This window comes from Streptomyces sp. NPDC000404, assembly GCF_040300365.1.
GTDB lineage: Bacteria > Actinomycetota > Actinomycetes > Streptomycetales > Streptomycetaceae > Streptomyces > Streptomyces ramulosus.
On record NZ_JBEPDN010000001.1, the window covers coordinates 191,770 to 212,907 of the forward strand.

Annotated in this window: 17 protein-coding genes and 1 pseudogene; 4 read left to right on the forward strand and 14 right to left on the reverse strand. The window is 75.5% G+C overall.

The features are described from left to right. Positions 1-162 precede the first annotated feature (162 nt). The gene (locus ABT345_RS00845; RefSeq protein ID WP_345083047.1) at positions 163-711 is read left to right on the forward strand and encodes a MarR family winged helix-turn-helix transcriptional regulator; all 549 of its coding nucleotides are present in this window, start codon (positions 163-165) and stop codon (positions 709-711) included. Positions 712-782: 71 nt separating this feature from the next. Here the strand turns inward: ABT345_RS00845 and ABT345_RS00850 are convergent, their stop codons facing one another. From ABT345_RS00850 to ABT345_RS00905, 12 genes are all read right to left on the reverse strand, one after another. Beyond that, positions 783-1,973 carry a serine hydrolase domain-containing protein gene (locus tag ABT345_RS00850; protein ID WP_345083050.1) on the reverse strand — a complete coding sequence of 397 codons (1,191 nt, stop codon included), beginning with the start codon at positions 1,971-1,973 and terminating at the stop codon, positions 783-785. A 100-nt stretch (positions 1,974-2,073) separates the two neighbouring features. Further along, a complete protein-coding gene (locus ABT345_RS00855) occupies positions 2,074-3,123 on the reverse strand; it encodes a Rieske 2Fe-2S domain-containing protein (protein ID WP_345083053.1) in 1,050 nt (349 codons plus the stop codon). 3 nt (positions 3,124-3,126) lie between these two features. Further along, the gene (locus tag ABT345_RS00860; RefSeq protein WP_345083056.1) at positions 3,127-3,348 is read right to left on the reverse strand and encodes a recombinase-like helix-turn-helix domain-containing protein; all 222 of its coding nucleotides are present in this window, start codon (positions 3,346-3,348) and stop codon (positions 3,127-3,129) included. A gap of 23 nt (positions 3,349-3,371) precedes the next feature. Next, on the reverse strand, positions 3,372-4,307 hold the full coding sequence (locus ABT345_RS00865) for a PDR/VanB family oxidoreductase (RefSeq protein ID WP_345085028.1): 936 nt from the start codon (positions 4,305-4,307) through the stop codon (positions 3,372-3,374). A 47-nt stretch (positions 4,308-4,354) separates the two neighbouring features. Continuing rightward, a complete protein-coding gene (locus ABT345_RS00870; RefSeq protein ID WP_345083059.1) occupies positions 4,355-6,001 on the reverse strand; it encodes a thiamine pyrophosphate-binding protein in 1,647 nt (548 codons plus the stop codon). Positions 6,002-6,026: 25 nt separating this feature from the next. Then, positions 6,027-6,815 carry an SDR family oxidoreductase gene (locus ABT345_RS00875; protein WP_345083062.1) on the reverse strand — a complete coding sequence of 263 codons (789 nt, stop codon included), beginning with the start codon at positions 6,813-6,815 and terminating at the stop codon, positions 6,027-6,029. A 58-nt stretch (positions 6,816-6,873) separates the two neighbouring features. Next, entirely contained in the window at positions 6,874-7,626 is a 753-nt protein-coding gene (locus ABT345_RS00880) for an SDR family oxidoreductase (protein ID WP_345083065.1), read from the reverse strand. Continuing rightward, entirely contained in the window at positions 7,626-8,147 is a 522-nt protein-coding gene (locus ABT345_RS00885; protein WP_345083068.1) for a cupin domain-containing protein, read from the reverse strand. Before ABT345_RS00885 ends, ABT345_RS00880 begins: the two co-directional genes overlap by 1 nt. A 32-nt stretch (positions 8,148-8,179) precedes the next feature. After that, on the reverse strand, positions 8,180-8,977 hold the full coding sequence (locus tag ABT345_RS00890; RefSeq protein WP_345083071.1) for an alpha/beta fold hydrolase: 798 nt from the start codon (positions 8,975-8,977) through the stop codon (positions 8,180-8,182). Continuing rightward, complete coding sequence (locus tag ABT345_RS00895; RefSeq protein ID WP_345083073.1) at positions 8,974-9,801, reverse strand: aspartate dehydrogenase domain-containing protein; 828 nt, start codon at positions 9,799-9,801, stop codon at positions 8,974-8,976. The genes ABT345_RS00890 and ABT345_RS00895 overlap by 4 nt, the downstream gene beginning before the upstream one ends. Then, positions 9,798-10,721, reverse strand: coding sequence for a VOC family protein (locus tag ABT345_RS00900; protein WP_345083076.1), 924 nt, complete (start codon positions 10,719-10,721; stop codon positions 9,798-9,800). The genes ABT345_RS00895 and ABT345_RS00900 overlap by 4 nt, the downstream gene beginning before the upstream one ends. 71 nt (positions 10,722-10,792) lie before the next feature. Then, the gene (locus tag ABT345_RS00905) at positions 10,793-12,316 is read right to left on the reverse strand and encodes an aldehyde dehydrogenase family protein (RefSeq protein WP_345083079.1); all 1,524 of its coding nucleotides are present in this window, start codon (positions 12,314-12,316) and stop codon (positions 10,793-10,795) included. Between the two features lie 345 nt (positions 12,317-12,661). Here ABT345_RS00905 and ABT345_RS00910 point away from each other — a divergent pair, with 345 nt between their 5' ends. Beyond that, positions 12,662-14,080 (forward strand): MFS transporter, encoded by a 1,419-nt coding sequence (locus tag ABT345_RS00910; RefSeq protein ID WP_345083083.1) that lies wholly within the window; start codon positions 12,662-12,664, stop codon positions 14,078-14,080. A gap of 3 nt (positions 14,081-14,083) precedes the next feature. Here ABT345_RS00910 and ABT345_RS00915 read toward each other — a convergent pair. Beyond that, positions 14,084-14,953, reverse strand: a pseudogene (locus ABT345_RS00915) (helix-turn-helix domain-containing protein); the annotation flags it as partial. A 136-nt stretch (positions 14,954-15,089) separates the two neighbouring features. Between ABT345_RS00915 and ABT345_RS00920 the strand changes: the two are divergent. Both ABT345_RS00920 and ABT345_RS00925 read left to right on the forward strand, forming a co-directional pair. Beyond that, a complete protein-coding gene (locus ABT345_RS00920) occupies positions 15,090-16,856 on the forward strand; it encodes a glycoside hydrolase family 35 protein (protein WP_345083086.1) in 1,767 nt (588 codons plus the stop codon). Between the two features lie 224 nt (positions 16,857-17,080). Further along, positions 17,081-17,815, forward strand: a complete 735-nt coding sequence (locus ABT345_RS00925) for a dienelactone hydrolase family protein (protein WP_345083088.1) — start codon at positions 17,081-17,083, stop codon at positions 17,813-17,815. 41 nt (positions 17,816-17,856) lie between these two features. Here ABT345_RS00925 and ABT345_RS00930 read toward each other — a convergent pair whose 3' ends face one another. Then, a complete protein-coding gene (locus ABT345_RS00930; RefSeq protein ID WP_386461339.1) occupies positions 17,857-20,946 on the reverse strand; it encodes an endo-alpha-N-acetylgalactosaminidase family protein in 3,090 nt (1,029 codons plus the stop codon). Positions 20,947-21,138 lie beyond the last annotated feature (192 nt).

A 21,138-nucleotide genomic window follows, 5' to 3' on the forward strand; every position in this document is an offset into this window, starting at 1 on the left:
GCACGGGGTGTGGACAACTTCACGGGGAGACGGGCCCGGGCGCCTTCCGGCGCGCTGTTCCCGGGGCCGCGCGGGCCGTGCGGGGAAGCCTCAAAGGCACGGATTCTCAGTACTAAAGTATTTCCGGTGAGCAGGGCGAACCGGGGCCGGGGAGGGGCGGAGATGGCGCGCAGATCGGCGGAGCGGTCGGATGCGGTGGCGGCGGTCGTCGAGGACTGGCGGCGCGAGCGGCCCGAGCTGGACACCTCGCCCCTGGAGGTGCTGGCGCGGCTGCACCGGACGTTTCTGCGCTACAGCGCGCGGCTGACGGCGTCGGTGGAGTCGCACGGGCTGTCGGTGGCCGGGTTCGACGTGCTGACGGCGCTGCGGCGGGCGGGCCGCCCGTACCGGCGGACGGCCGGGCAGCTGGCGGACTCCGGGCTGATCTCGTCGGCGGGGGTGACGCTCCGCATCGACCGGCTGGAGCGGGACGGGCTGATCGTGCGGGAGCGGGACGCCGAGGACCGGCGGGTGGTGCGGTCGCGGCTGACGGAGGAGGGGCTGGCGAAGATCGATGCGCTCTTCGCCGAGCATCTGGAGAACGAGCGGCGGATGCTGGCCGGGCTCTCCCCCGCCGAGTGCCGTCAGCTGGCCCGGCTGCTGTCGAAGCTGGAGCGGTCGATCACGGAGGCGGACGGGCCCGGGGGCGAGGCGCGGGAGCCGTCGGCCTGAACCGGCGGGCGCGGCGGGGGCACCGGGGCGGTCGCCGGGCAGGCGGCCGCCCCTTCTGTGTGCGGCGCCCTTCAGGCGGGCTTGCGGGCGGACAGGGTCTTGCCGCAGAACTCCGCCTCGATGACGTCGGTGTAGAGGGTGACGTCCTGGAGCCAGTCGCCGTTGGCGTTGAACGTCAGCTGGTGCTTCCCGTCCGGGGTGCCGACGCTCGCGGAGAGGGAGCCGTTGGTGCTGCCGGTCTTGCCGACGACCTGTACCCCGCAGGACAGCCGCGCGAACTCGACGCCGAGGCCGAAGCCGTAGCCGCCCTCCGCGGGGACCTCGACGAGCATCTCCTTCAGCTGCGCCCGGGGCAGCAGCCGGCCCTTCAGCAGGGCGCGCTGGAAGCGGTTGAGGTCGTCGCCGGAGACGATGATGTCGCCGGAGGCGCCCAGCCAGGTCATGTTCTGCTCGGTGGCGTCGTGGATCTCGGCGTCGGGGCCCTTTTCGCCGAGGCGGGAGTAGGCGACGGGGTGCGGCTCGGGCATCCGGGGCGAGGCGCCGGGGAAGGAGATCCCGGTCAGCTTCAGGGGCCGGATGATGCGGCGCGTCACCTCCTCGGCGTAGCCGCGGCCGGTCGCCTTCTCGATGACCATCCCGGCTATCACATAGGCGGTGTTCGAGTAGTACGGCTTCTTCTCCGGGTCGGGCCGCGGCGGGGTCTTCAGGGCCGTCGCCACCAACTCCTCGGGGGTGTAGGTGTCGTAGCGGTGCTCGGGGAAGCCGGGGCCGGTGGTGTCGTGGGCGAACGCGGGGTCCTCGGTGTGGTTGGCGAGGCCGCTGGTGTGGTTGAGGAGGCTGCGGAGGGTGATCTTCTTGCCGTCGTAGCCGTTGCCCCGCACCAGGCCGGGCAGCCATTTCTCGACGGAGTCGGCCAGGCTCAGCCGGCCCTCCGCCTCCAGCTGGAGCAGGACGGTGGCGATGAACGTCTTGGTGATGCTGGCGCCGCGGAAGTGCTCGCTCTCGGGGTCGCGTTCGCGGCCGGTGGTGGTGTCGGCGTGGCCCGCCGCGGCGGACCAGCGCCCGGTGCCGTCGCGGACGGTGGCGGCGGCTCCGGGGAGTCCGCCCTTCTCGACGAGGGCGCGCAGTGCGGCGGCGGTCGCCCGGTGGTCGCCGGGCGCGGGCTGCGGCGCGGCGTGGGCGGCCGGCGCGAGCGTCAGCACGCCGGCGGTGAGCGCCCCGGCCAGGGCGCAGGTCAGGGTACGGGTGGTCGGTCTCTTCACAGGTGGGCCTCCCAGGTCACCGAGGGACGGGTGCCGCCCCTCGGTGATCACTACGTCCAACAGGGGCCGGGAAGTTCCGAGTTGGGGCCCGGCCCGGCCGTCAGATGTGCCCGGCGGCGGCGAGGCCGGCCGCCTGCTGCTCGGCCTCGGCGCGGTAGAGGCGGCGGAGGCGGACGACGCCGAGGTCGTGCTGGTAGAGGTTCTCGGCGGTGTCGGCGTCGGGCGGCAGCGCCTCCAGCATGGTGCGGTCCTGTTCGAGGACCTGCCAGTGGCGTTCCTCGATGAGGGTGCGGTAGAGGAAGCGCCAGGTGTCGCGCTGCCAGTCGGTGACACGGCGGTAGCGCCAGAAGAAGACGCCGCTGCGGCTCTCGTCGACGGGGCAGATCATGCCGACGATGCCGAAGGGGCCGCCGGGGCCCGCGGAGGGCGGGTAGGGGATGGAGAGGTCGACCCAGTCGACGCCGGTGCGGCACAGTTCCACCCAGTCGAAGTTGACGCCGCGCTGATCGGTCTTCTCGAAGAAGTAGCCGCGCTCGGTCTCCCGGATGCGGAACTTGGCGGTGGACTCGCCCTCCCCCATGGTGTGCGACTCGTGGTGCAGGAACTGGCCGTGCATCGGGTCGAGGAGGTTCTCCATGGCGTAGCGCCAGGGGACGTCCCACTCGGCGTAGCAGAGGAACGCGTCGGTGCCGGGGTCGGTGAGCGGTTCGGGCAGGGTCAGTTCGCCGGGCTCGGGGTGGAGCGCGTCGCCGAAGTAGGCGAGGATCGCGCCGCCGGCCTCGCGGACCGGCGGGCTGGTGACGAGCTGTTTGCCTTCGAGGGCGCAGCCGGGCAGCCCGGGGACGGCGGTGACGGTGCCGCCGCCGTCGACCTCGACGCCGTGGTACCAGCAGGCGATGCGGTCACCGAGGTGGCGGCCGAGGGAGAGCCGGGCGCCGCGGTGCGGGCAGCGGTCGGCGAGCATGTGGAGACGGCCGTCGGCGCGGCGGAAGAGGAGCCAGTCCTCGCCGAGTGCCCGGACCCGGCGCATCCCGCCGGGGGCGACGAAGCGGGACGGGACGACGGGGTGCCACCGGTTGCGCAGTCCGGTGGCGTAGACCCTGTCGGCGTGGCCGGCGTGGCCGGTGGTCGGGGTGGTCGCTGCGGTCACGGGTCACGCTCCCAGTCGGTGCATCTCGTCGCGGAAGGACCGTTCGGTCCAGGGCTCGCCGTCCGGGGTGCGGACCTGGCGGGCGTTCAGTCCGGCGACGACGTCGGTCAGTTCGTGGCCGACCCGGGTGAAGATCTCCTCCAGGGTGCGGGCGAGCTTGATCTCGTAGGGGGTCGGCTCCCGGGTGCGGGACTGGTGGACTTCGAGGTACGGAGTGGGGTGCACGGTGCCTCCGGGGGGTTTGGGGGTCACAGGTCGAGGACGAGGCGGTCGCCGGCGCAGCGGGAGACGCAGAGCATCAGGGAGGTGCCGGCGGCCCGTTCGGCGTCGCTGAGCAGGAAGTCGCGGTGGTCGGGGGTGCCGTCCAGGACGCGGGTCTCGCAGGTGCCGCAGACGCCGTCGCGGCAGGAGCTGGGGACGTCGATGCCCGCGCGTTCGACGGCGTCGAGGATGGAGGTGCCGTCCTCGACGCGGACGGTGGTGCCGCTGCGGCGGCACTCCACGTCGAAGCCATGGCCCTCGCCAGGCTCCGGGGCGCCGTCGGGCGGGGCGGGGGCGGCGAACCGTTCGGTGCGCAGCCGGCCGGCCAGGCCGAGGGCGGCGCAGCGTTCCTCGACGGCGGCGAGGAGGGGTTCGGGGCCGCAGCAGTAGACGAGGGTGTCGTCCGGCAGGCCGGTGAGGGCGGTGTCGAGGTCGAGGTGGCCGTGGACGTCCTGGGGGCGCAGGTCGCAGCGGCCGGTGGCGCCGTCGGCCAGCGCGGTGAGCGCGTCGGCGAAGGCCATGCCGGTGCGGCGGCGGCCGCCGTAGAGCAGGTGCCAGGGGGTGTGGGTGTGCTGGGCGCGGCGGACCATCGGGAGCAGCGGGGTGATGCCGATGCCGCCGGCGACGAAGAGGTAGCGGGCGGCCGGTTCGAGGGCGAAGTGGTTGCGGGGGCCCCGGGCGCGGACGGTCGCTCCGGGGCGCAGCGCGGTGTGGACGTGGGCGGAGCCGCCGCGGGAGCCGGGGGTGCGCAGGACGGCTATGCGGTAGCGGGTGGTGTCGTCCGGGTCGCCGCACAGGGAGTACTGGCGCAGGTGGCCGCCGGTGTGCAGATCGAGGTGGGCGCCGGGCTCCCAGGGCGGCAGGGGCTTGCCGCCGGGGTGTACGAGGTCGAGGGAGAGGACGTCGTCGGCCTCCCAGGTCATCCGGTGGACGAGCAGGTCGAGGGCGGTGTCGGACACGGTCGTCCTCCTTACCGGGCGGGGAGTGCGACGGGCGGGGTGAACGGGGTCTTCATGGGGCCGAGGGCGGTCAGATCGACCTCGACGAGGGTGGGGCCGTCGCTCGCGGTGGCGGCGGCGAGGACGGGCGCGGCGTCGGCCTCGGCGGCTATCCGGGCGTAGGGCAGGCCGGTGGCGCGGGCGAGGGCGGCGAAGTCGGGGGTGGCCAGGTCGACGCCGGAGCGGCGGTCGAAGTAGCGGTCCTGCATGTTGCGCAGCACGCCGTAGCCGCCGTCGTTGAAGACGACGAGGGTCAGGCGGGGGCGTTCCTGGGCGAGGGTGAGGAGTTCGCCGAGGTGGACGGCGAGGCCGCCGTCGCCGGCCATGACGAGGGTGGGTGCGGCGGGGGTGGCGAGGGCGGCGCCGATGCCCATGCCGAGGCCCTGGCCGATGCCGCCGCCGCGCGGGAAGACGTTGGTGTGCGGGTGGTGGATCGCAAGGAGGCGGTTGCCCCAGCTGCTGGCGGGGACGGTGACGTCGCGGGCGAGGACGGCCTCGGGCGGCAGGGCGGCGCGGATCGCGTCGCAGAGCGCGGCCTGCGGGCCGATGCGGTCGCGGAGTTCGGCGCGGACGCTCTCGCGGGCCGTGCGGATGCGGGCGGCCCAGGCGGGGTCGGGGGCCGCGGCGGGCCGGGCGGCGAGGCGGTCGTGGAGGGCGGCGAGGGTGGTGGCGGCGGAGCCGTGCAGCGGGTGGGTGGCCGGGTAGGAGCGGCCGAGGGCGGCCGGGTCGTGGTCGATCTGCACGTGGACGGGCGGGAGTTCCAGGCTCCAGTCGGCGGTTTCGTTGGAGCGGAAGTGGGTGCCGACGGTGAGCAGCAGATCGGCGTCGGCGAGGAGGGCGCGGCAGGCGGGGGCGGTGGCGAAGTTGCCGATGCAGCGGTCGTCGGTCTCGGGGACGGTGCCGCGGCCGGAGTTGGAGGTGAGCAGTCCGGCGCCGGCCTTGTCGAGGAGGGCGGCGAGTTCTCCGCCGGCGGTGGTGGCGCCGCCGCCGGCCCAGACGAGGGGGCGGCGGGCGGCGGCCAGGGCGCCTGCGGCGGCGTCGAGCGCGTCGGCGGCGGGCCGTACGGGCCCGGGTGCGGGCCGGGCGGCGGGCAGGGCCGCCGGGTCCTGGGGCGCGTACTGGAGGTCGATGGGCCATTCGACGCTGGCGGGGCCGCCGGCCGGGCCGAGGAGGTGGTCGGCGGCGTCGCGCAGGACGCGGCCGGCGCGCGCGGCGTCGGGGACGGTCGCGGCGTGGGCGCTGACGGCGCGGAGCATGCCGAGCTGGTCGCGGGTCTCGTGGATGTAGCCGCGGCCGGCGCCGAGGTGGCGGCTGTCGATCTGGCCGGTGACGTGGAGGACGCGGCTGCCGGTGGCGAGGGATTCGATCAGCGAACCGGCGGCGTTGCCCGCGCCGGTGCCGGTGCTGGTGAGGGCGCAGCCGACGCCGCCGCGGGCGCGGCCGTATCCGTCGGCGGCGTTGACGGCGGTGGCCTCGTGGCGGACGGGCACGAACCGCAGATCGCGGTCGACCGCTTCGACGAGCGGCAGGTTGTGCACGCTGACGACGCCGAAGACGGTGTCGACGCCGAGGTCGCGCAGGAGGGCGACGAGCAGATCGCCGCCGTGGGGCTGGGACATGGTGCGGTCTCCCGGTGGGTGCGGGTCAGGCGGCGGAGCGGGCGACGCCGCCGCAGACGTCGAGGGCGGTGCCGGTGATGTACGAGGCGCGGGGCGCGAGCAGGGTGAGGACGGCGTAGGCGACCTCGTCGGCGCGGCCGAGGCGGCCGAGGGCGATGCCGCGGTCTGCGGCCAGTGCCGCCTGCCACTCCTCGTAGCTCCGGTCGGTGCCGGCGGCGGCGTGGCGGCGGGTCCACTGGCCGGTGTCGATGAGGCCGAGGCAGACGGAGTTGACGCGGATGGCGTCGGGGGCGAGTTCGCGGGCGAGGGAGGCGGAGAGGTTGAGAATCCCGGCGCGGGCGGCGCTGGTGGTGATCAGCCGGGGGGAGGGTTCCTTGGCGAGGACGGCGTTGATGTTGACGACGGACGCGGCGTCGGAGGCGCGCAGGTACGGGAGGGCGGGGCGCAGGGTGTGCAGCACGCCCGCGAACTTCAGCTCCAGCTCGTCGCGCCAGTCCTCGGCGGTGGTCTCGGCGAAGCGCTTCATCCGGGACCGCCCGGCGTTGTTGACGAGGCCGTCGAGGCCGCCGAAGTGGTCGGCGGTGCGGCGGACGAAGGCGGCGGTGGCGTCCGCGTCGCGGATGTCGGCGGCGCCGGTGAGCAGCCGGTCCGGGCCGGCGCCGAGGCTGCCCGCGAGGGCGGTGAGCGCATCCGGGGTGCGGGCGCAGGTGGCGACGCGGGCGCCCTCGTCGAGCAGCGCGCGGACCGTGGCCAGGCCGACGCCGGAGGTGCCGCCGGTGACGAGTACGGTGCGGTCGGCGAGGCCGAGGTCCATGGGGGTCCTTCCGGTTCGGGTGACATACAACTCCCTTGAAAAGCAAGAGAGTTGGGGGTCAGTGCATGGTGAAGCCGCCGTTGACCGCGATGACCTGGCCGGTGAGGTAGCGGGACTCCTCGCCGAGGAGGAAGGCGACCAGGCCGATGAGGTCGTCGGGGCGTTGCGGGCGGGAGACGGCGCGGCCCAGCCGGTAGAGCTCATGGCGTTCGGCGGGGACGTTCTCGGTGGCCTCGCACTCGGTGAGGCCGGGGGCGACGGCGTTCACGGTGATGCCCTTGTCGCCCAGTTCGCGGGCCATCGCCCGGGTGAGGGCGAGGACGGCGCCCTTGGAGGCGATGTAGTGGGCCAGGCGCGGGGAGCCGTACAGGGCGGCGTCGGAGGCGAGGTTGACGATGCGTCCGGTGCCGTGTGCCAGGAGCTGCGGGAGCAGGGCGCGGGCGACGAGCCAGGGGCCGCGGGCGTTGACCGTCATCAGGCGGTCCCACTCCTCGACGGTGAGGTCGTGAAACTCCTTGCCGCCGACGCCGTTGGCCAGCGCCGCGTTGTTGACCAGGCCGTAGAGCGGTCCCAGGGCTGCGGTGGCGGCGGCGAGAGCGTCGACGGAGGCGGGGTCGGCGACGTCGCAGCGGACGAAGTGGGCGTCGAGGCCGTCGGCGCGGAGCGCGGCGGTGGTGGCGGTGCCGCGCCGGGGGTCGAGTTCGGCGACGACGACGCGGTGGCCGTCCTCGGCGGCCCGGCGGGCCATGGCCTCCCCCAGGCCACGGCCGGCGCCGGTGACGACGACGGTGCCGGTTGCGCGGGCGGCCATCAGTCGCGGGTGACGCCGTGCATCGGCGAGTGCGCGGGGTAGGTGGGGACCTGCGGCTTCCGGGTGCCGATGACGACGCAGAACAGCGCGTCGGTGTCGCCCTCGTTCTTGAGGCTGCGGGCCACCCCGGCGGGGACGACGATCATGTCGCGGTAGCCGAGGGTGCGGTACTCGGCCTCGTGCTCGCCGCGGTGGATGCCGACGCGGACCTCGCCCTCCAGGACGAAGAAGGCCTCCTCGACGTCGTGGTGGGTGTGCTCGGGGCCCTCGGCGCCGGGCGGCAGCAGCATGTTGGAGAAGGTGAAGCCGCCGGACGGCAGGATGCGGTTGTCGCCCTCGTGGTTGCCGGTGGCGCCGGAGCCGACGTAGCGGATCTGGGCGCGGCGGTACTGGTCACCGGCCTTGGCCTGGAAGGCGAGGGTGTCCCAGTCGGGCTCGCGGGAGTCCTTGGTGGCGATCAGGGAGTCGGTGTACGCGGCGAGGTCGTCGCCGTTGTCGTAGGCGTCGGTGGTCAGGGGCATGGCGTGACTGCCTTTCTTCGTGGCGGAGGTGGTCAGGCGCCGAGGCCGGCGGTGATGCGGAGGTGGGAGAGGACCCAGGCGTCGAACGCCTCGGGCCGCTCCTGGTTGGCGAGGTGACCGGCGCCTTTGACGATCACGGACGCCGAGCGGGGCAGCGCACCGGCGAGGAGCTGGCTCGCCTCCGGGCCGGTGACGCGGTCGAGGTCGCCGCTCAGGACGAGGGCGGGCGCGGTGATGGCGGGCAGTTCGCCGCGCAGGTCGGTGGCGGCCATCGCCTCGGCGGCGTGGCCGTAGCCCGGCAGCCGGACGGCGGCGGCCATGGTGTCGGTGACCCGGCGCACCAGGGCTTCGGGCGCCGCGCCGGAGACCAGGCGGGGGCCGCGGCGTTCGGCGAAGGCGCGCGGGCCGAGGGCGTCGAGTTCGGCGGCGCGGGCGCGCATCGCGGCGGCCTTTCGCGGATCGGTGCCGGAGCCGGGGCTGGACGAGGCGACGATCAGGGAGGCGACCAGGTCCGGGTGGCGGGCGGCGAGGCGCAGCGCGATGACGCCACCCCAGGAGACACCGAGGACATGGGCCGGGCCGCCGCGTTCGCGGATCAGGGCGGCGGCGGTGTCGGCGTAGCCGTCCAGGCCGAGCGGGCCCTCGGGGTCGGCGGAGGCGCCGTAGCCGGGGGCGTCCCAGGCGAGGAGGCGCAGGTGGGCGCCGAGGCTTGCGAACTGTGGGGCGAAGGCGGCGGCGGAGGAGCCGATGCCGTGCAGGCACAGCAGCGCCGGGCCGTCGGTGCCGGTCTCCTCGATGTGCAGTCCGGTGAGGTCGTAGGGGGCGGTCACAGGATCATCCCGGGGCGTCCGGCGAGGGCGGCGAGGGAGCGCAGCACCGCGTAGGGCACGACCTGGCTGGTGGCCGGGTTGGCCGCATCGGGCAGGTGGCGGACCTCGAAGCGGTAGCTGCCGTGGGCGCCGGACGCCTCGACGACATGGCGGGTGTGGCGGGCCGCGGGGTCGGCGACGACGCTGACCCGTACCGCGTCCGGGTCGCCGGTGGCGAGGGCGACGGAGGCGGCGACGTTGGTGGAGCGGGGGAACTTCGCGGGGATCTCGCGGGCGGTGCCGCGCAGCACCTCGACGGGGCCGGTGGCGGTCCGCATCCGGTGCAGCAACTCCTCGTCCATCCAGGGCTGTTCGAGGGTGGCGGGGAGTTTGGTGGTGGTGAGGGTGACATCGGTGAGCGGGCCGAGGGCGCGGGCGGCCTGGAGGAGGTCGAGGCCGCCGACGGCGCCGCCGGTGAAGTAGACGCGTCCCGGTCCGGCGGCGCGCAGCCGGGCGGTGAGGGCGTCGTCGGTGAGCGCGCCGGTGGAGGCGATGAGCAGATCGGCGCCGGCGGTGAGGATCTCCTCGCCGTGGGCGCGGACGACGCCCTGCCCCGCGGCCTCGACGAGCAGATCGCAGCGGGTCAGCGCCGCCGCCAGGGTGAGCTGCGGGGCGGGGGCGGTGTCACCGAGCGGGCGGTTGTCGACGACGCAGGTCAGCTCGGCGCCGGGGATCTCGCCGGCGGCCAACGCGGCGGCGACGACGCGGCCGATGGCGCCCCAGCCGATGAGGCCGACCCGGCGCGGGGCGCGGGTGGCGGACGGCGTGGCGGGGGCGGCGGTCATGCGGTTCCTTCCGGGGCGAGCGGGCCGGGGTCGGGGGCGCCGGCCATGTGCCGGCGGACGGCGGCGGACGGCGGTCCGGCGGTGCCCCACAGGTCGGAGAGTTCGGGGGTGCGGCGCCAGACCCGGGCGATCCAGGTGTCCTCGACGATCTGCGCGACCTCGGAGGTGTACTCGCAGACCAGGCCGGACGGGTCGGTGAAGTAGGCGAAGGTGTTGTCGCCGGGCCCGTGGCGGCCGGGTCCCCACTGCGGGGTGATGCCGTGGTGGCGCAGCCGCCCCAGGCCGCGCATGAAGTGGTCGACGGAGGTCATCTCGTACGCGACGTGGTTGAGGGACGCCCAGTCGGCCTGGTTGAAGGCGAGGCAGTGGTGGTCGGCGTTGCAGCGCAGGAACGCCATCTGGTGCTCGGACCAGTCGGAGACGCGCAGGCCGAGGACGTCGGTGTAGAAGGCGACGGCGGCGTCGATGTCGGTGGTGTTGAGGACGGTGTGGGTGACGCCGACGGGGACGGCGGCGTCCCGGCCGCGCGGGGCGACGGCCTCGACGTGGGCGCTCAGCTCCAGCAGCCGCCCCTCGGGGTCGGTGAAGCGCAGTCCGTAGCCGCCGCCGATCTGGTCGAGCGGGCCGGGGCCGTGGACGGGGGCGATGCCGCGGGCCGCCAGGCGGCGGGCGGCCGTGTCGACGTCGGCGGGGGTGGCGAGGGCGAAGCTGATCTTCCCGAGGGCGGGGCGGTCGGCGCGGGTGAGGGCGAGGACATGGTGCTCGGGTCCGGTGCCGCGCAGCCAGGCAGCGCCGGGCTCGGCGGCGACGCTCTCCAGGCCCCACACCTCGCGGTAGAAGTCGGCGGCCTCGGTGACGGCGGGGGTGCGGAGTTCGACGGCGCGCAGCGCGCGGAGCCGGGCTATGGGCTCAGGGGGCATCGGTTCGGCATCCTTCGGACGGGAACGGGCGGGGGCGGGGGCGGGTGCGGCGCGGCGGGTGCGGCCGGAGGTCAGGCGGCGGCCCAGGGCAGCGGGCCGCCGGTGCCCCAGTAGAGGCTCTGCTGCCGCTGGTAGGCGCGGATGCCGTCGCGGCCCTTCTCCCGGCCGAGACCGCTCTGCTTCATCCCGCCGAACGGGGTGGCCGCGCTGAACTGCTTGTAGGTGTTGATCCACACGGTGGCGGCGTCGATCCGGCCGGCGACCCGCCAGGCGGTGGCCGCGTCGCGGGTCCACAGTCCGCAGGCGAGGCCGTAGACCGTGTCGTTGGCCTGCGCGACGAGGTCGTCCTCGTCGTCGAAGGGCAGCGCGACGAGGACCGGCCCGAAGATCTCCTCGCGGCAGACGCGGGCGGTGGGCGGCAGTCCGTCGAGGACGGTGGGGAGGTAGTAGGCGCCGTCGCGGTAGCGCTCGCCCTCGGGTGCGGCGCCGCCGCAGCGGACGCGGGCGCCCTCCGCGCGGGCCAGGTCGACGTAGGCGGCGACGTGGTCGCGGTGGCGGTGGTGGACGAGCGGGCCGACCTGGGTCGCCGGGTCGGTGCCGGGGCCGACGCGCAGCGCGCGGGCGCGGTCGGTGAGCGCGGCGAGGAAGGCGTCGTACCGGGAGCGGTGGACGAAGAGCCGGGAGCCGGCGATGCAGCTCTGGCCGCTGGAGGAGAAGATCCCGAACAACACGCCGGCCAGGGCGGTTTCGGTGTCGGCGTCCGCGAAGACGACCGTCGGCGACTTGCCGCCCAGCTCCAGCGAGACCGGCATGATCTTGTCGGCGGCGATCCGCCCGATGGCGCGTCCGGTGCGGGTGCCGCCGGTGAACGCGACCTTCCCGACGGCCGGATGGCGCACGATCGCGTCGCCGGTGACGGTGCCGGGCCCGGGCAGGACGGCGAGCAGCGCGGCCGGCAGCCCCTCGTCGGCCAGGGCGCGGTGCACGATGCGGCCGAGCGCCAGGGCGACGAGCGGGGTCCACTCGGCGGGCTTGAGCAGGACGGCGTTGCCGGCGGCGAGGGCGGGCGCGAGCTTCTGGGCGTCGCTGGCTATCGGGGAGTTCCACGGGGTGATGGCGCCGATGACGCCGATCGGGGCATGGCGGCTGAGGGTGACGTAGTCGCCGCGGGAGGGCGTGACGGCGTCCTCGGCGGTCTCCGCGGCGGCGGCGACGTAGCGGAAGGTGGCGGCGGCGCTGCGCACCAGGGCGAGGGTTTCGGCGCGGGTCTTGCCGGTGTCGGCGGTCTGGAGCGCGGAGAGGGCGTCCGCGTGGGTGTCGACGAGCGCGGCGATGCGGTGCAGCAGCCGGGCGCGCCGATGCGGCGGCAGCCGGCGCCAGTCGGGGTCCGCGGCGGCGTGGGCGGCGGCGGTGGCCGCGGCGTCGACGTCGGCGACGCTCGCCCCGGTCACGGTGGTCAGGGTGCGGCCGGTCGCCGGGTCGGCGGTTTCGACGGGGGCACCGGTGCCGCGCCGCCACTCCCCCGCGACCAGCACCTCGTCCGGGGTGGCGCCCGGCGCGGGCACCAGGTCGTTCACCGGCGCGTCGACGGTCATCCGGGGCCTCCTGAGCGGGAGTTGGGCGGGGTGCGTGCCGAGCGGATTGCTTCAGCGCCAGAAATCTAAGCACTTAAATATTCCCTGGCAACCCCTGTCGCCGGGAAAAAGTTCCGTGCACCAACCCCTTGACGACCCCGCCCCTGAGGTCGGTAGAACTTAAGCGCTTAGAAGCTTTGCGCTTACGGACGGGACACGGGGCCGGTCGCCGCGTTCGTGTCACCGCCCGCCGGGCGGGGCGTGCGGCGACCGGGCCCGGCGGCCCCCCGACCGCCGCCCCGCCGCGCCTCGCCCTCCCCTGCCCTGCCCCTCTCCCGCCCCACCGCGGGCCTGGAGGAATCCCGGATGAGCCTTGCCGCCTCCCCGGACCGCGAGACCGGCGCCGCCCGCGCCGCGCTCGCCGCCCGGTTCGAACGACTCCCGCTGTCCCGCTGGCACGTCACCGTCCGCGTCGTCATCGGCGTGGTCACCTTCTTCGAAGCCTTCGACCAGCTGCTGATCGCGTACGCGATGCCCGAACTCCGCCAGGAATGGGCGCTGTCCACCGGCGGCGCCACCCTGGTGATGACCGCCGGTTCGGTCGGCATGCTCCTCGGCGCGCTGCTCTCCGGCCGCCTCGCCGACCGCTACGGCCGGGTCACCGTCATCGCCGCCTGCATCGGCCTGTCGGGACTGGCCTCCGCCGCCCTCGCCGCCGCGAACGGGCCCACGCCCTTCATGGCGCTCCGCTTCGTGCAGGGCCTGGCGATCGGCGGTGAGGTGCCGGTCGCCGCCGCCTTCATCAGCGAGATCACCCGCAGCCTGGGCCGCGGCCGCTTCGTCCTCCTCTACGAACTGGTCTTCCCCGCCGGGCTCACCGTCGGCGCGCTCTGCGCCGCCTGGATCGTCCCGGCCCTCGGCTGGCGCTGGATGTATCTGCTCGCCGCCCTCCCCGGACTGCTGGCGCTGCCGGTGCGCCGCACCGTCCCCGAGTCGCCGCGCTGGCTCGCCGACCGCGGGCGGCTGCGGGAGGCGGAGGAGACCATGGCGCTGATCGAGCGGAAGGTCGAGGCGGCGACCGGCCACCCGCTGCCGCCGGTCACCGGCCCCGCCCCGGCGTCCGCCGGCGACGGCCCGGTCGTGCCCGCCACCCCCGCCGAACGCGCCGCCACCGGCGTACGGGGCCTGTTCACCGGCCGCTACCGCCGCCGCACCCTCGTGCTGGCCGCCCTCTGGTTCACCGGATACTTCGTCAACTACGGCATCACGTCCTGGCTGCCGAGCATCTACGGCAGCCGCTTCCACCTCTCGCTCGGCGATGCGCTGCTCGCCTCGACGGTCACCTCCGTCGCCGGGCTGGCCGGCTGTCTGGCCGCCGCGCTCACCGTCGACCGGATCGGCCGCCGCCGCGTCTTCCCGCTCTTCCTGGGCGGCGCCGCGGCCGGCCTGCTCGTCCTCGCCCTGACCGGCGCCGGCTCCGCGGGCGGCGTCCTGCTGTGGACCTCACTCGCCGCGGTCTGCTTCTTCGGCTCCAACATCTGCCTGTACCTCTACACCCCGGAGCTGTACCCGACCCGGATGCGGGCGCTGGGCTGCGCCGCGGGCGGTGCGGTCAACCGGCTGGGGGTGATCGGCGGGCCCGTCGTCGTCGGCGCGGTGTACGCGGCGTCCGGGCTGCCCGCGGTGTTCGCGGTGCTCGCCGCGGTCGCCGCCGCCGGGGCCCTGGCGGCCGGCCTCTTCGCCGAGGAGACCCGCGACCGGCCGCTGGAGGAGCTCTCCCCCTGACCGCAGCACCGGCGGATCGTCCGGATCGGGCACCGTGTCGGACCAGCCGCCCGGCACGCTGCGCCCCTGCCGCTCGCGGAAGCGGACCGGGGGCGTGCCGACCCGGCGGGTGAACAGCCGGCTGAAGTACGCCGGGTCGTCGTAGCCGACCCGGCGGGCCACGGCGGCGACGGGCAGCTCCGTCGCCGCCAGCAGCTCCTTGGCCCGGCCCAGCCGGATGCCCAGCAGATAGTCCTTGGGCGTGCACCCGGCCGCGCGGCGCACCGCGGCGCGCAGCGCGGCCGGTGTCATGCCGTTGCGGGCCGCGTGCCCGGCCACCGTCAGCGGTGCGAAGGCGTCCCGGGCCAGCGCCCGCAGCACCGGGTCGCCGTCCGTGCCGGTCCCGGCGCGGGCCCGGCGCAGCGCGACGAGGAGTTCGTGGACGGCGGCGGAGGTCTCCACCTCCAGGAGCGGGTTGTCGCGGCGCGCGGCGCGGGCGATCCGGCCGACGGCGGCGCGCGCCGCGACGGTGTCGGTGAGCGGCACGAGGCAGCGGTCCGCCTCGATGTAGCCCAGCTCGCGGTAGGTGGCGGCGGCGGGCCCGGTGAAGTCGACGAAGCTCTCGTCCCAGCCGCTGTCCGGGTCCGCGCCGTAGTGGTGGACGACGCCCGGCAGCAGCCACAGCAGCGCGGGCGCGGTGATCTCCCGGATCCGGCCGTCGGTCCCCGCGTACCAGCCGCGACCGGCGCTGATCACCAGCGCGACGTGGTGGTCGAGGGTGCGCGGTCCGACCGGCGGGAGCGTGCCGTGCTGGAGGCCGACGCCCAGACAGACCAGCCCGAGGCGGTGGTGGACCGGCGCGGGCGTGAAGTAGCGCATCCAGGTGTGGTACATCTCCGGCCTCCCCGGTTCCGCCCGCCGCCGTGTGCCGCTCCGTCCAATCAGCGCCGATCTTTGTCCATGGACCGCCGCCTGGCCAGGGGGCGAGGGTGGGCGGCACGGACGGCGGCGACGGAGGGCGGGCACCACGGTGACAGGCGAGGCGGCCGCGTTCGCGGTGGGCGAGCGGGAGTTCCTGCTGAACGGGCGGCCGCTGCGGCTGCTGTCCGGGGCGCTGCACCACTTCCGCGTCCACGAGGCGCAGTGGGACCACCGGCTGGCGATGCTGCGGGCCCTGGGCCTCAACTGCGTGGAGACCTACGTCCCGTGGAACCTCCACGAACCGCGCCCCGGCGAGCTGCGGGACGTGGCGGCGCTGGGCCGGTTCCTGGACGCGGCCGGGCGCGCCGGGCTGCGGGCGATCGTGCGGCCCGGCCCGTACATCTGCGCCGAGTGGGAGAACGGCGGGCTGCCGCACTGGCTTACCGGGCGGCTGGGCGGCCGGGTGCGGAGTACCGATCCGGTGTATCTGGCGGCGGTGGAGCGGTGGTTCACGGCGCTGCTGCCGCAGATCACCGCCCGGCAGTGCACCGCCGGCGGCCCGGTGGTGCTGGTCCAGGTGGAGAACGAGTACGGCTCCTACGGATCGGACACCGGGTATCTCCAGTGGCTGGCGGGGCTGTTGCGCGACCGGGGGGTGACGGTGCCGCTGTTCACCTCCGACGGGCCCGAGGACCACATGCTGACCGGCGGTTCGCTGCCGGGCGTGCTCGCCGCGGTGAACTTCGGCTCCGGCGCCCGCGAGGCGTTCGCCGCGCTCCGCCGCCACCGGCCGTCCGGCCCGCTGTTCTGCGCGGAGCTGTGGTGCGGCTGGTTCGCGCACTGGGGCGAGGCGCCCGCGCCGGACGATCCGGAGCGGGCGGCGCGGGAGCTGCGCGCCACGCTGGCGTGCGGGGCGTCCGTCAACCTCTACATGGCGCACGGCGGCACCAGCTTCGGCGGCCACGCGGGCGCCAATCGCGCCGGTGAGCTGCACGACGGCCCGCTCCAGCCGACCGTGACCTCCTACGACTACGCCGCCCCGATCGACGAACGCGGCCGCCCCACCGCCAAGTTCGCCCTCTTCCGCGAGGCCCTGACCCCGTACGCGGACGCCCCGCCGCCCCCGCCGCCGGCGCCCTGGCCGGTGCTGGGCGCCCCGGCGGACGTCCGCCTCGACCGGTGGGCGACGCCCGACGCGGTCCTGGACACGCTGGGCGGCCCGGAGGTGACCACGCCCGTCCCGGCGACCTTCGAGGAGCTGGACGTGGACCGCGGGCTGGTCCGCTACCGGCTGCGCGTCCCGGGCCCCCGGCAGCCGTACCCGCTGCGGGTGCGGGGCCTGCGGGACCGCGCGGTGACGTTCGTGGACGGCGTACCGGGCCCGGAGCTGGACACCGAGGACGCGCTGCTCGGCGACGTGCCGGGCCCGGCGGAGGTGGAGCTGTGGGTGGAGTCGCTGGGCCGGGTCAACTACGGGCCCCGGCTCGGCGAGCCCAAGGGCCTCACGGGCGGGGTGCTGCACGAGCGCCAGTATCTGCACGGCGTCCGGGCGCGGGGCCTGCGACTCGACGCGCTCAAGGACGCTGCGGCGCTCGCCCGGCTGCCGTTCGGCCCGCCCCGCCCCGGGGCCCGGGGCCTGCACCGCGGCACGGTCACCGTCCCGCCCGGCCACGCCGGTGACGCGCTGCTCGAACTCCCCGGCTGGGCCCGGGGCTTCGCCTGGCTCGGCGGCTTCCCGCTCGGCCGCTACTGGTCGGCCGGCCCGCAGCACGCCCTGTACGTACCGGGCCCGGTGCTGCGCGAGGGCCCGAACGAGGTGCTGCTGCTGGAGCTGGCCGGGGCGCGGGACGCCGGGGCGCCGCGGTTGGTGCCGTGAGCGGACGCCGGAATCCCTGGCCATGACTTCGCCGGGTCGGCTACGTTGTGGACATGACTACCGGGACGGCCTCGCGCCACACACGGATCGGTGACCCGGTGCTCCGCTGAGCGCCGCCCGGGCCGCCGCGGGCCCGCCGCCGGAGTGCCGCGCCCCCGCCGCCGCGCGGGCCCCGCCTGTCGTGCTGTGCACACCACCGCACCGCCACCACGACAGGAGAGCCCATGCCCCTCACGACCTTGCAGATCCCCACCCCGGACGGCCCGGCCGAGGCGTTCGCCGCCTTCCCCGACACCGGCGGGCCCCACCCCGGTGTGCTGATGTACGCGGACGGCTTCGGCCTGCGGCCCGTGCTGCGGGAGCTCGCCCGCGAACTGGCCGGACACGGCTACTACGTCCTCGTCCCCCACCTCTTCCACCGGCACGGCCCGGCGCCGGTGCTCGACCTGCCCGCATACATCGACGAGGCGGCCAGGACCGCGCTCCTCGCGCGGCTGATGCCCCTGATCGAGGCGCACACCCCCGAACGCGCCCGCCGCGACGCCGACGCCTACCTCGCCTTCCTCACCTCCCGGCCCGAGGTCGCCGCCGGACCGGTCGCGGTGACCGGCTACTGCATCGGCGGTCTGCTCGCGGTGCGCACCGCCGCGGCCCACCCCGGCCGGGTGGCCGCCGTCGCCGCCTTCCACGGCCCGGTGGCCGCCGACGGGCCGGAGCTGTTCGACACGATCACCGCCCGGGTCCATCTCGGCCACGCCGCATCCGATCTGACGCCCGAGGACCTGGCCGGCCTCAACCGGACGCTGGACGCCGCCGGGCTCGACCACACCTCCGAGATCTACCCCGGCACCGTCCACGGCTTCACCATGTCCGACACCGACGCCTTCGACCCCGCCGGGCTGCAACGCCACTGGGACCGGCTGCTCCCGCTGCTCGGCAGCGCGCTGACCCGCGGCTGAGGCCCGGGGCGGCCGGGACGGCACCGCCCCGGCCGCCCGCCTCACACCTCCCGCACCTCGAAGGCGTCCAGCACGAACTCCGCCTTGTCGTCGTCGCCGGTCTTGCGCAGCCCCACCCAGCTCTCGCCGCCGTCCGGGGCGGTGAACTCGTAGGCGAGGGTGGCCGGTGCGCTCGCCGCCGGCAGCGGGCGGCGCTCCAGTTCGCGGGGTGCGGGCTCGTCGACGGCGGTGAGCCAGGCGTACTGGCCGGCCTTCTCGCTCACGTAGGAGAAGGAGACGCGGTAGCGGCGGCCCGGGCGGAAGCGGACGGTGTGCGCCACCGTGCGGTAGACCACGCCGGGGTTCTCGCCGCGGGACTTCAGCGAGGCGGCGCCGTCGAGGACGTCGTCGACCGCCTTGCCCCGCCAGCCCCGGCGGGTGTACGGGGCGTGGCGCTCGCTGAGGTGGGTGCGCGGATCGGTGGCGCCGCCCGCGTCGCCCTTGACGAAGACGCCCCAGCCCTGCGGGACGTGCGCGAAGTCCTCGTACACCAGCGCCCCGGGCCGGCTGCTGTGTCCGGCGCGCACCACCCGGACGTTGTCGAACCGCACCCGCGGCGTCCCGGCCGCCGCCGTCAGCGCGAGGGTGACCGGGCCGCCGCCCTCCGGCACGGTGAAGCGGGTGGTCAGCCGCTGGAAGCGGGTGCCGTGCTTGCGGTCGGCGGCGACGTGGTTCACGGCGGTGGACGTCTCGGTCCAGTTGACCGCCCGGGCGCCGTCGGCGGTGTGCACCTCCAGCGCGGCGCGGCGGCGCTGCCCGGCCCGCTCCCCGACCTCGATCTGCACGGACGCCGCGTAGTCGCCGGGCGGCAGCCGGTCCAGGCGCTGCGAGACGGTGGCCGCCGCGCCCGCCGCGACGACGAGTTCCGGGTCGCCGAGCGCGCTCGCGGTGACGGAGACCGGGCCGTCGGTGCGCCAGTGGTCCGTGCCGCCGTGGAAGCCGGGGTCGGCGACGGCGGTGCCCTCGCCCCAGCGCGGCTCGCGGACCGCGGGCGCCCTCCGCCGGTACACCACGTACGCGGTGCCCGGCTCCGCGTCCAGGGTGATCCGGCCGCCGCGCACCGGCAGCCGCCGCTCCTGGGCCCGGCCCCGGTCGGTGAGGCGGTACGCGTACACCGCGGCGGCGTCCGCCCAGCCGCGCGGCAGCTGCCAGGTGGAGGCGCCGCCGGCCACGTTGTAGTGGTAGAGCTTCGCCGGGTCGGTGGCGCGGCGCGGCTCCCAGGGCAGCAGATAGCGGCCGCCGTCGAGGACGAGCCGCCCGTCGGTGGTGATCCGGCGGACGCCGCCGTCGTCGGAGACGGTGGTGCCGGACGGTCCCTCGAAGGTGATCTCGTGCGCGCTCCAGGTGCGGATCGGATACGCCTGGAGGTACTTGGCGGGCAGCGCGTCGCGCCAGACGACGGCGAGGAACGCGTACCAGTCGGTCTTGCCGGTCCAGCCCTCGAAGTTGCCCATCCGGGGCGCGCCCAGCAGCGTCGGCCACTTGTCGGCGAAGACGTCCTTCTGGTGGTTGCGGACGAAGCGGATCAGCCGCGAGTTGATGCCACGGGAGGTGTCGGGCCCGTAGTCGGTCTCGTTGGCCCAGTGCGACCAGAGCGAGGAGCGCTCCAGGCCGTGGCCCCATTCGGAGGCGACCTGCCAGCCCTGGTCGCGCAGATGGCGCTGGAGGCGGTCGGAGTTCCAGCCCGATTCGCGGAAGACGTCGAAGTAGAGGGTGGTCAGGCCCGGGTCGGTCTCGGCGCGCAGCCGGGCCAGCCGGGCCGCGATGTCCCCGGAGAGCAGATCGCGGCGGGCGTCGATGCGGTACGACTGGTCGAGCCAGTCCCACTGCTCGTCGGCGGTGTCCACCAGCTCCTCGGAGAAGGCGTGCGCCTCCGGGTACGACTCGGTGGCGTTGACGTGCACCGCGAAGTCGCTGTTCCAGCGCTTTCCGGCGCGCAGCAGCGCGTTGAGGTCGGCGAGCCCGCCGGCGCGGACGTTGTAGTTCCCGGCGTAGTCGGGGTGGGCCGAGTCGTGGCCCTCGGACTGGTAGCCCTTGAGCAGGGTGAACTGCCGCAGCCCGTCGGTGGCCAGCGCGATCCGCTTGACGTCGTCGAGGGTGGCGAGGAACGGGTTGGTGGCCTGGCTGGCGAAGTTGAACGGGATGTGCGGGACGACCCGCAGATGCTGGGCGTCGGCGCCGGCCGGTTCGGTCATGATGTCGCGCAGGGCCGCGGCGCCGTCCTGCCAGTCGGCCACGCCGTCGCCGTTGCGGTCCCCGGTGACGATCACCGTGGCGTACGGCAGCGGTTCGGTGGCGCCGCGGGGCGCGCCCTTCGCCCGGTGGGTCCACTGTCCGGGGCCCAGCCGCGCCGTGACGACGCCGCCGGCGCGCACGGTCTGCCGCCACAGCCGGCCGTTCTCCCAGCTCGTCGCGGCGGTCGGGGTGTCCTGGACGGTGTTGGTCTCGACGGCGGCGGCCAGCTGTCCGGTGGCGACCACCGCATAGGCGCAGCCGACCGGCTCCGGGTCCGGCGCGGTGTCCGGCCGGGGCGTGACCAGGGTGTCGCCGCTGCGGGACTTGTCGAGGTCGATCCGGGCGGCGAGGAGCTGTGCGCCCGGCTGGTCGCCGCGCACGCTCACCAGCGCGAGTCCCGGTATCTCCAGCGTGCCGACGGGCAGCGCCGCGGTGTCCTCGACGCCGGTGACCCGCCAGGTGACGGTCCGTCCGGCCACCGCGATCTCCACGCCGATCCGGGTGCCGGAGCCGAGGTCGAGGGTGTATGCGGCGCGGTCGGCGGCGAGGCGGTGGGCGACCTCAGGGGTGCGGGCCCGCCCGTCGATCAGCACCTCGTGCACCGCGTCCTCACGCCCGTGCAGCACGGCGCCGGTGGCCCGGTCGGTGTACGCGATGACCTGCGGGAATCCGGTGGCGACGTGGACCTCCAGCGCCGCCGAGCGCAGCACCGCCGAGCCGCTGCGGGCGCCGGGCGCGGCCGCGGCGGTGCCCGCGCCGAGGGGCAGCGCGGCGGCTGCCGAGGCGAGTGCGGTGGCGGCGACGACCGTCCGCCGGCTGGGCCCGCCCTGGTCCGATCTCTCTTCGTTCACGCGCACCGTCCTCCGTGATCGCGGGGCTGTCGCCGGACAGCCTGCGGCCGGTGGGGCGGATGCGCCTATGGACAAAGGAGGCGGAGCAGTTGGACTAACGGAGGCGGGGCGTACGGGGACGGGCCGGCCGCCACCCGGTCCGTTCCCGCGCGCATCGTGCGAACCGCCCCGGTACCGGCGGGTCGGGCCGGTACCGGG

What these genes read in the sequence shown, in the direction of transcription:
- ABT345_RS00845 (WP_345083047.1), top strand. Translation starts at nt 163, where the DNA reads ATGGCGCGCAGATCGGCGGAGCGGTCGGATGCGGTGGCGGCGGTCGTC.
- ABT345_RS00865 (WP_345085028.1), bottom strand. Translation starts at nt 4,307, where the DNA reads ATGACCTGGGAGGCCGACGACGTCCTCTCCCTCGACCTCGTACACCCC.
- ABT345_RS00870 (WP_345083059.1), bottom strand. Translation starts at nt 6,001, where the DNA reads ATGTCCCAGCCCCACGGCGGCGATCTGCTCGTCGCCCTCCTGCGCGAC.
- ABT345_RS00875 (WP_345083062.1), bottom strand. Translation starts at nt 6,815, where the DNA reads ATGGACCTCGGCCTCGCCGACCGCACCGTACTCGTCACCGGCGGCACC.
- ABT345_RS00880 (WP_345083065.1), bottom strand. Translation starts at nt 7,626, where the DNA reads ATGGCCGCCCGCGCAACCGGCACCGTCGTCGTCACCGGCGCCGGCCGT.
- ABT345_RS00885 (WP_345083068.1), bottom strand. Translation starts at nt 8,147, where the DNA reads ATGCCCCTGACCACCGACGCCTACGACAACGGCGACGACCTCGCCGCG.
- ABT345_RS00895 (WP_345083073.1), bottom strand. Translation starts at nt 9,801, where the DNA reads ATGACCGCCGCCCCCGCCACGCCGTCCGCCACCCGCGCCCCGCGCCGG.
- ABT345_RS00900 (WP_345083076.1), bottom strand. Translation starts at nt 10,721, where the DNA reads ATGCCCCCTGAGCCCATAGCCCGGCTCCGCGCGCTGCGCGCCGTCGAA.
- ABT345_RS00905 (WP_345083079.1), bottom strand. Translation starts at nt 12,316, where the DNA reads ATGACCGTCGACGCGCCGGTGAACGACCTGGTGCCCGCGCCGGGCGCC.
- ABT345_RS00910 (WP_345083083.1), top strand. Translation starts at nt 12,662, where the DNA reads ATGAGCCTTGCCGCCTCCCCGGACCGCGAGACCGGCGCCGCCCGCGCC.
- ABT345_RS00925 (WP_345083088.1), top strand. Translation starts at nt 17,081, where the DNA reads ATGCCCCTCACGACCTTGCAGATCCCCACCCCGGACGGCCCGGCCGAG.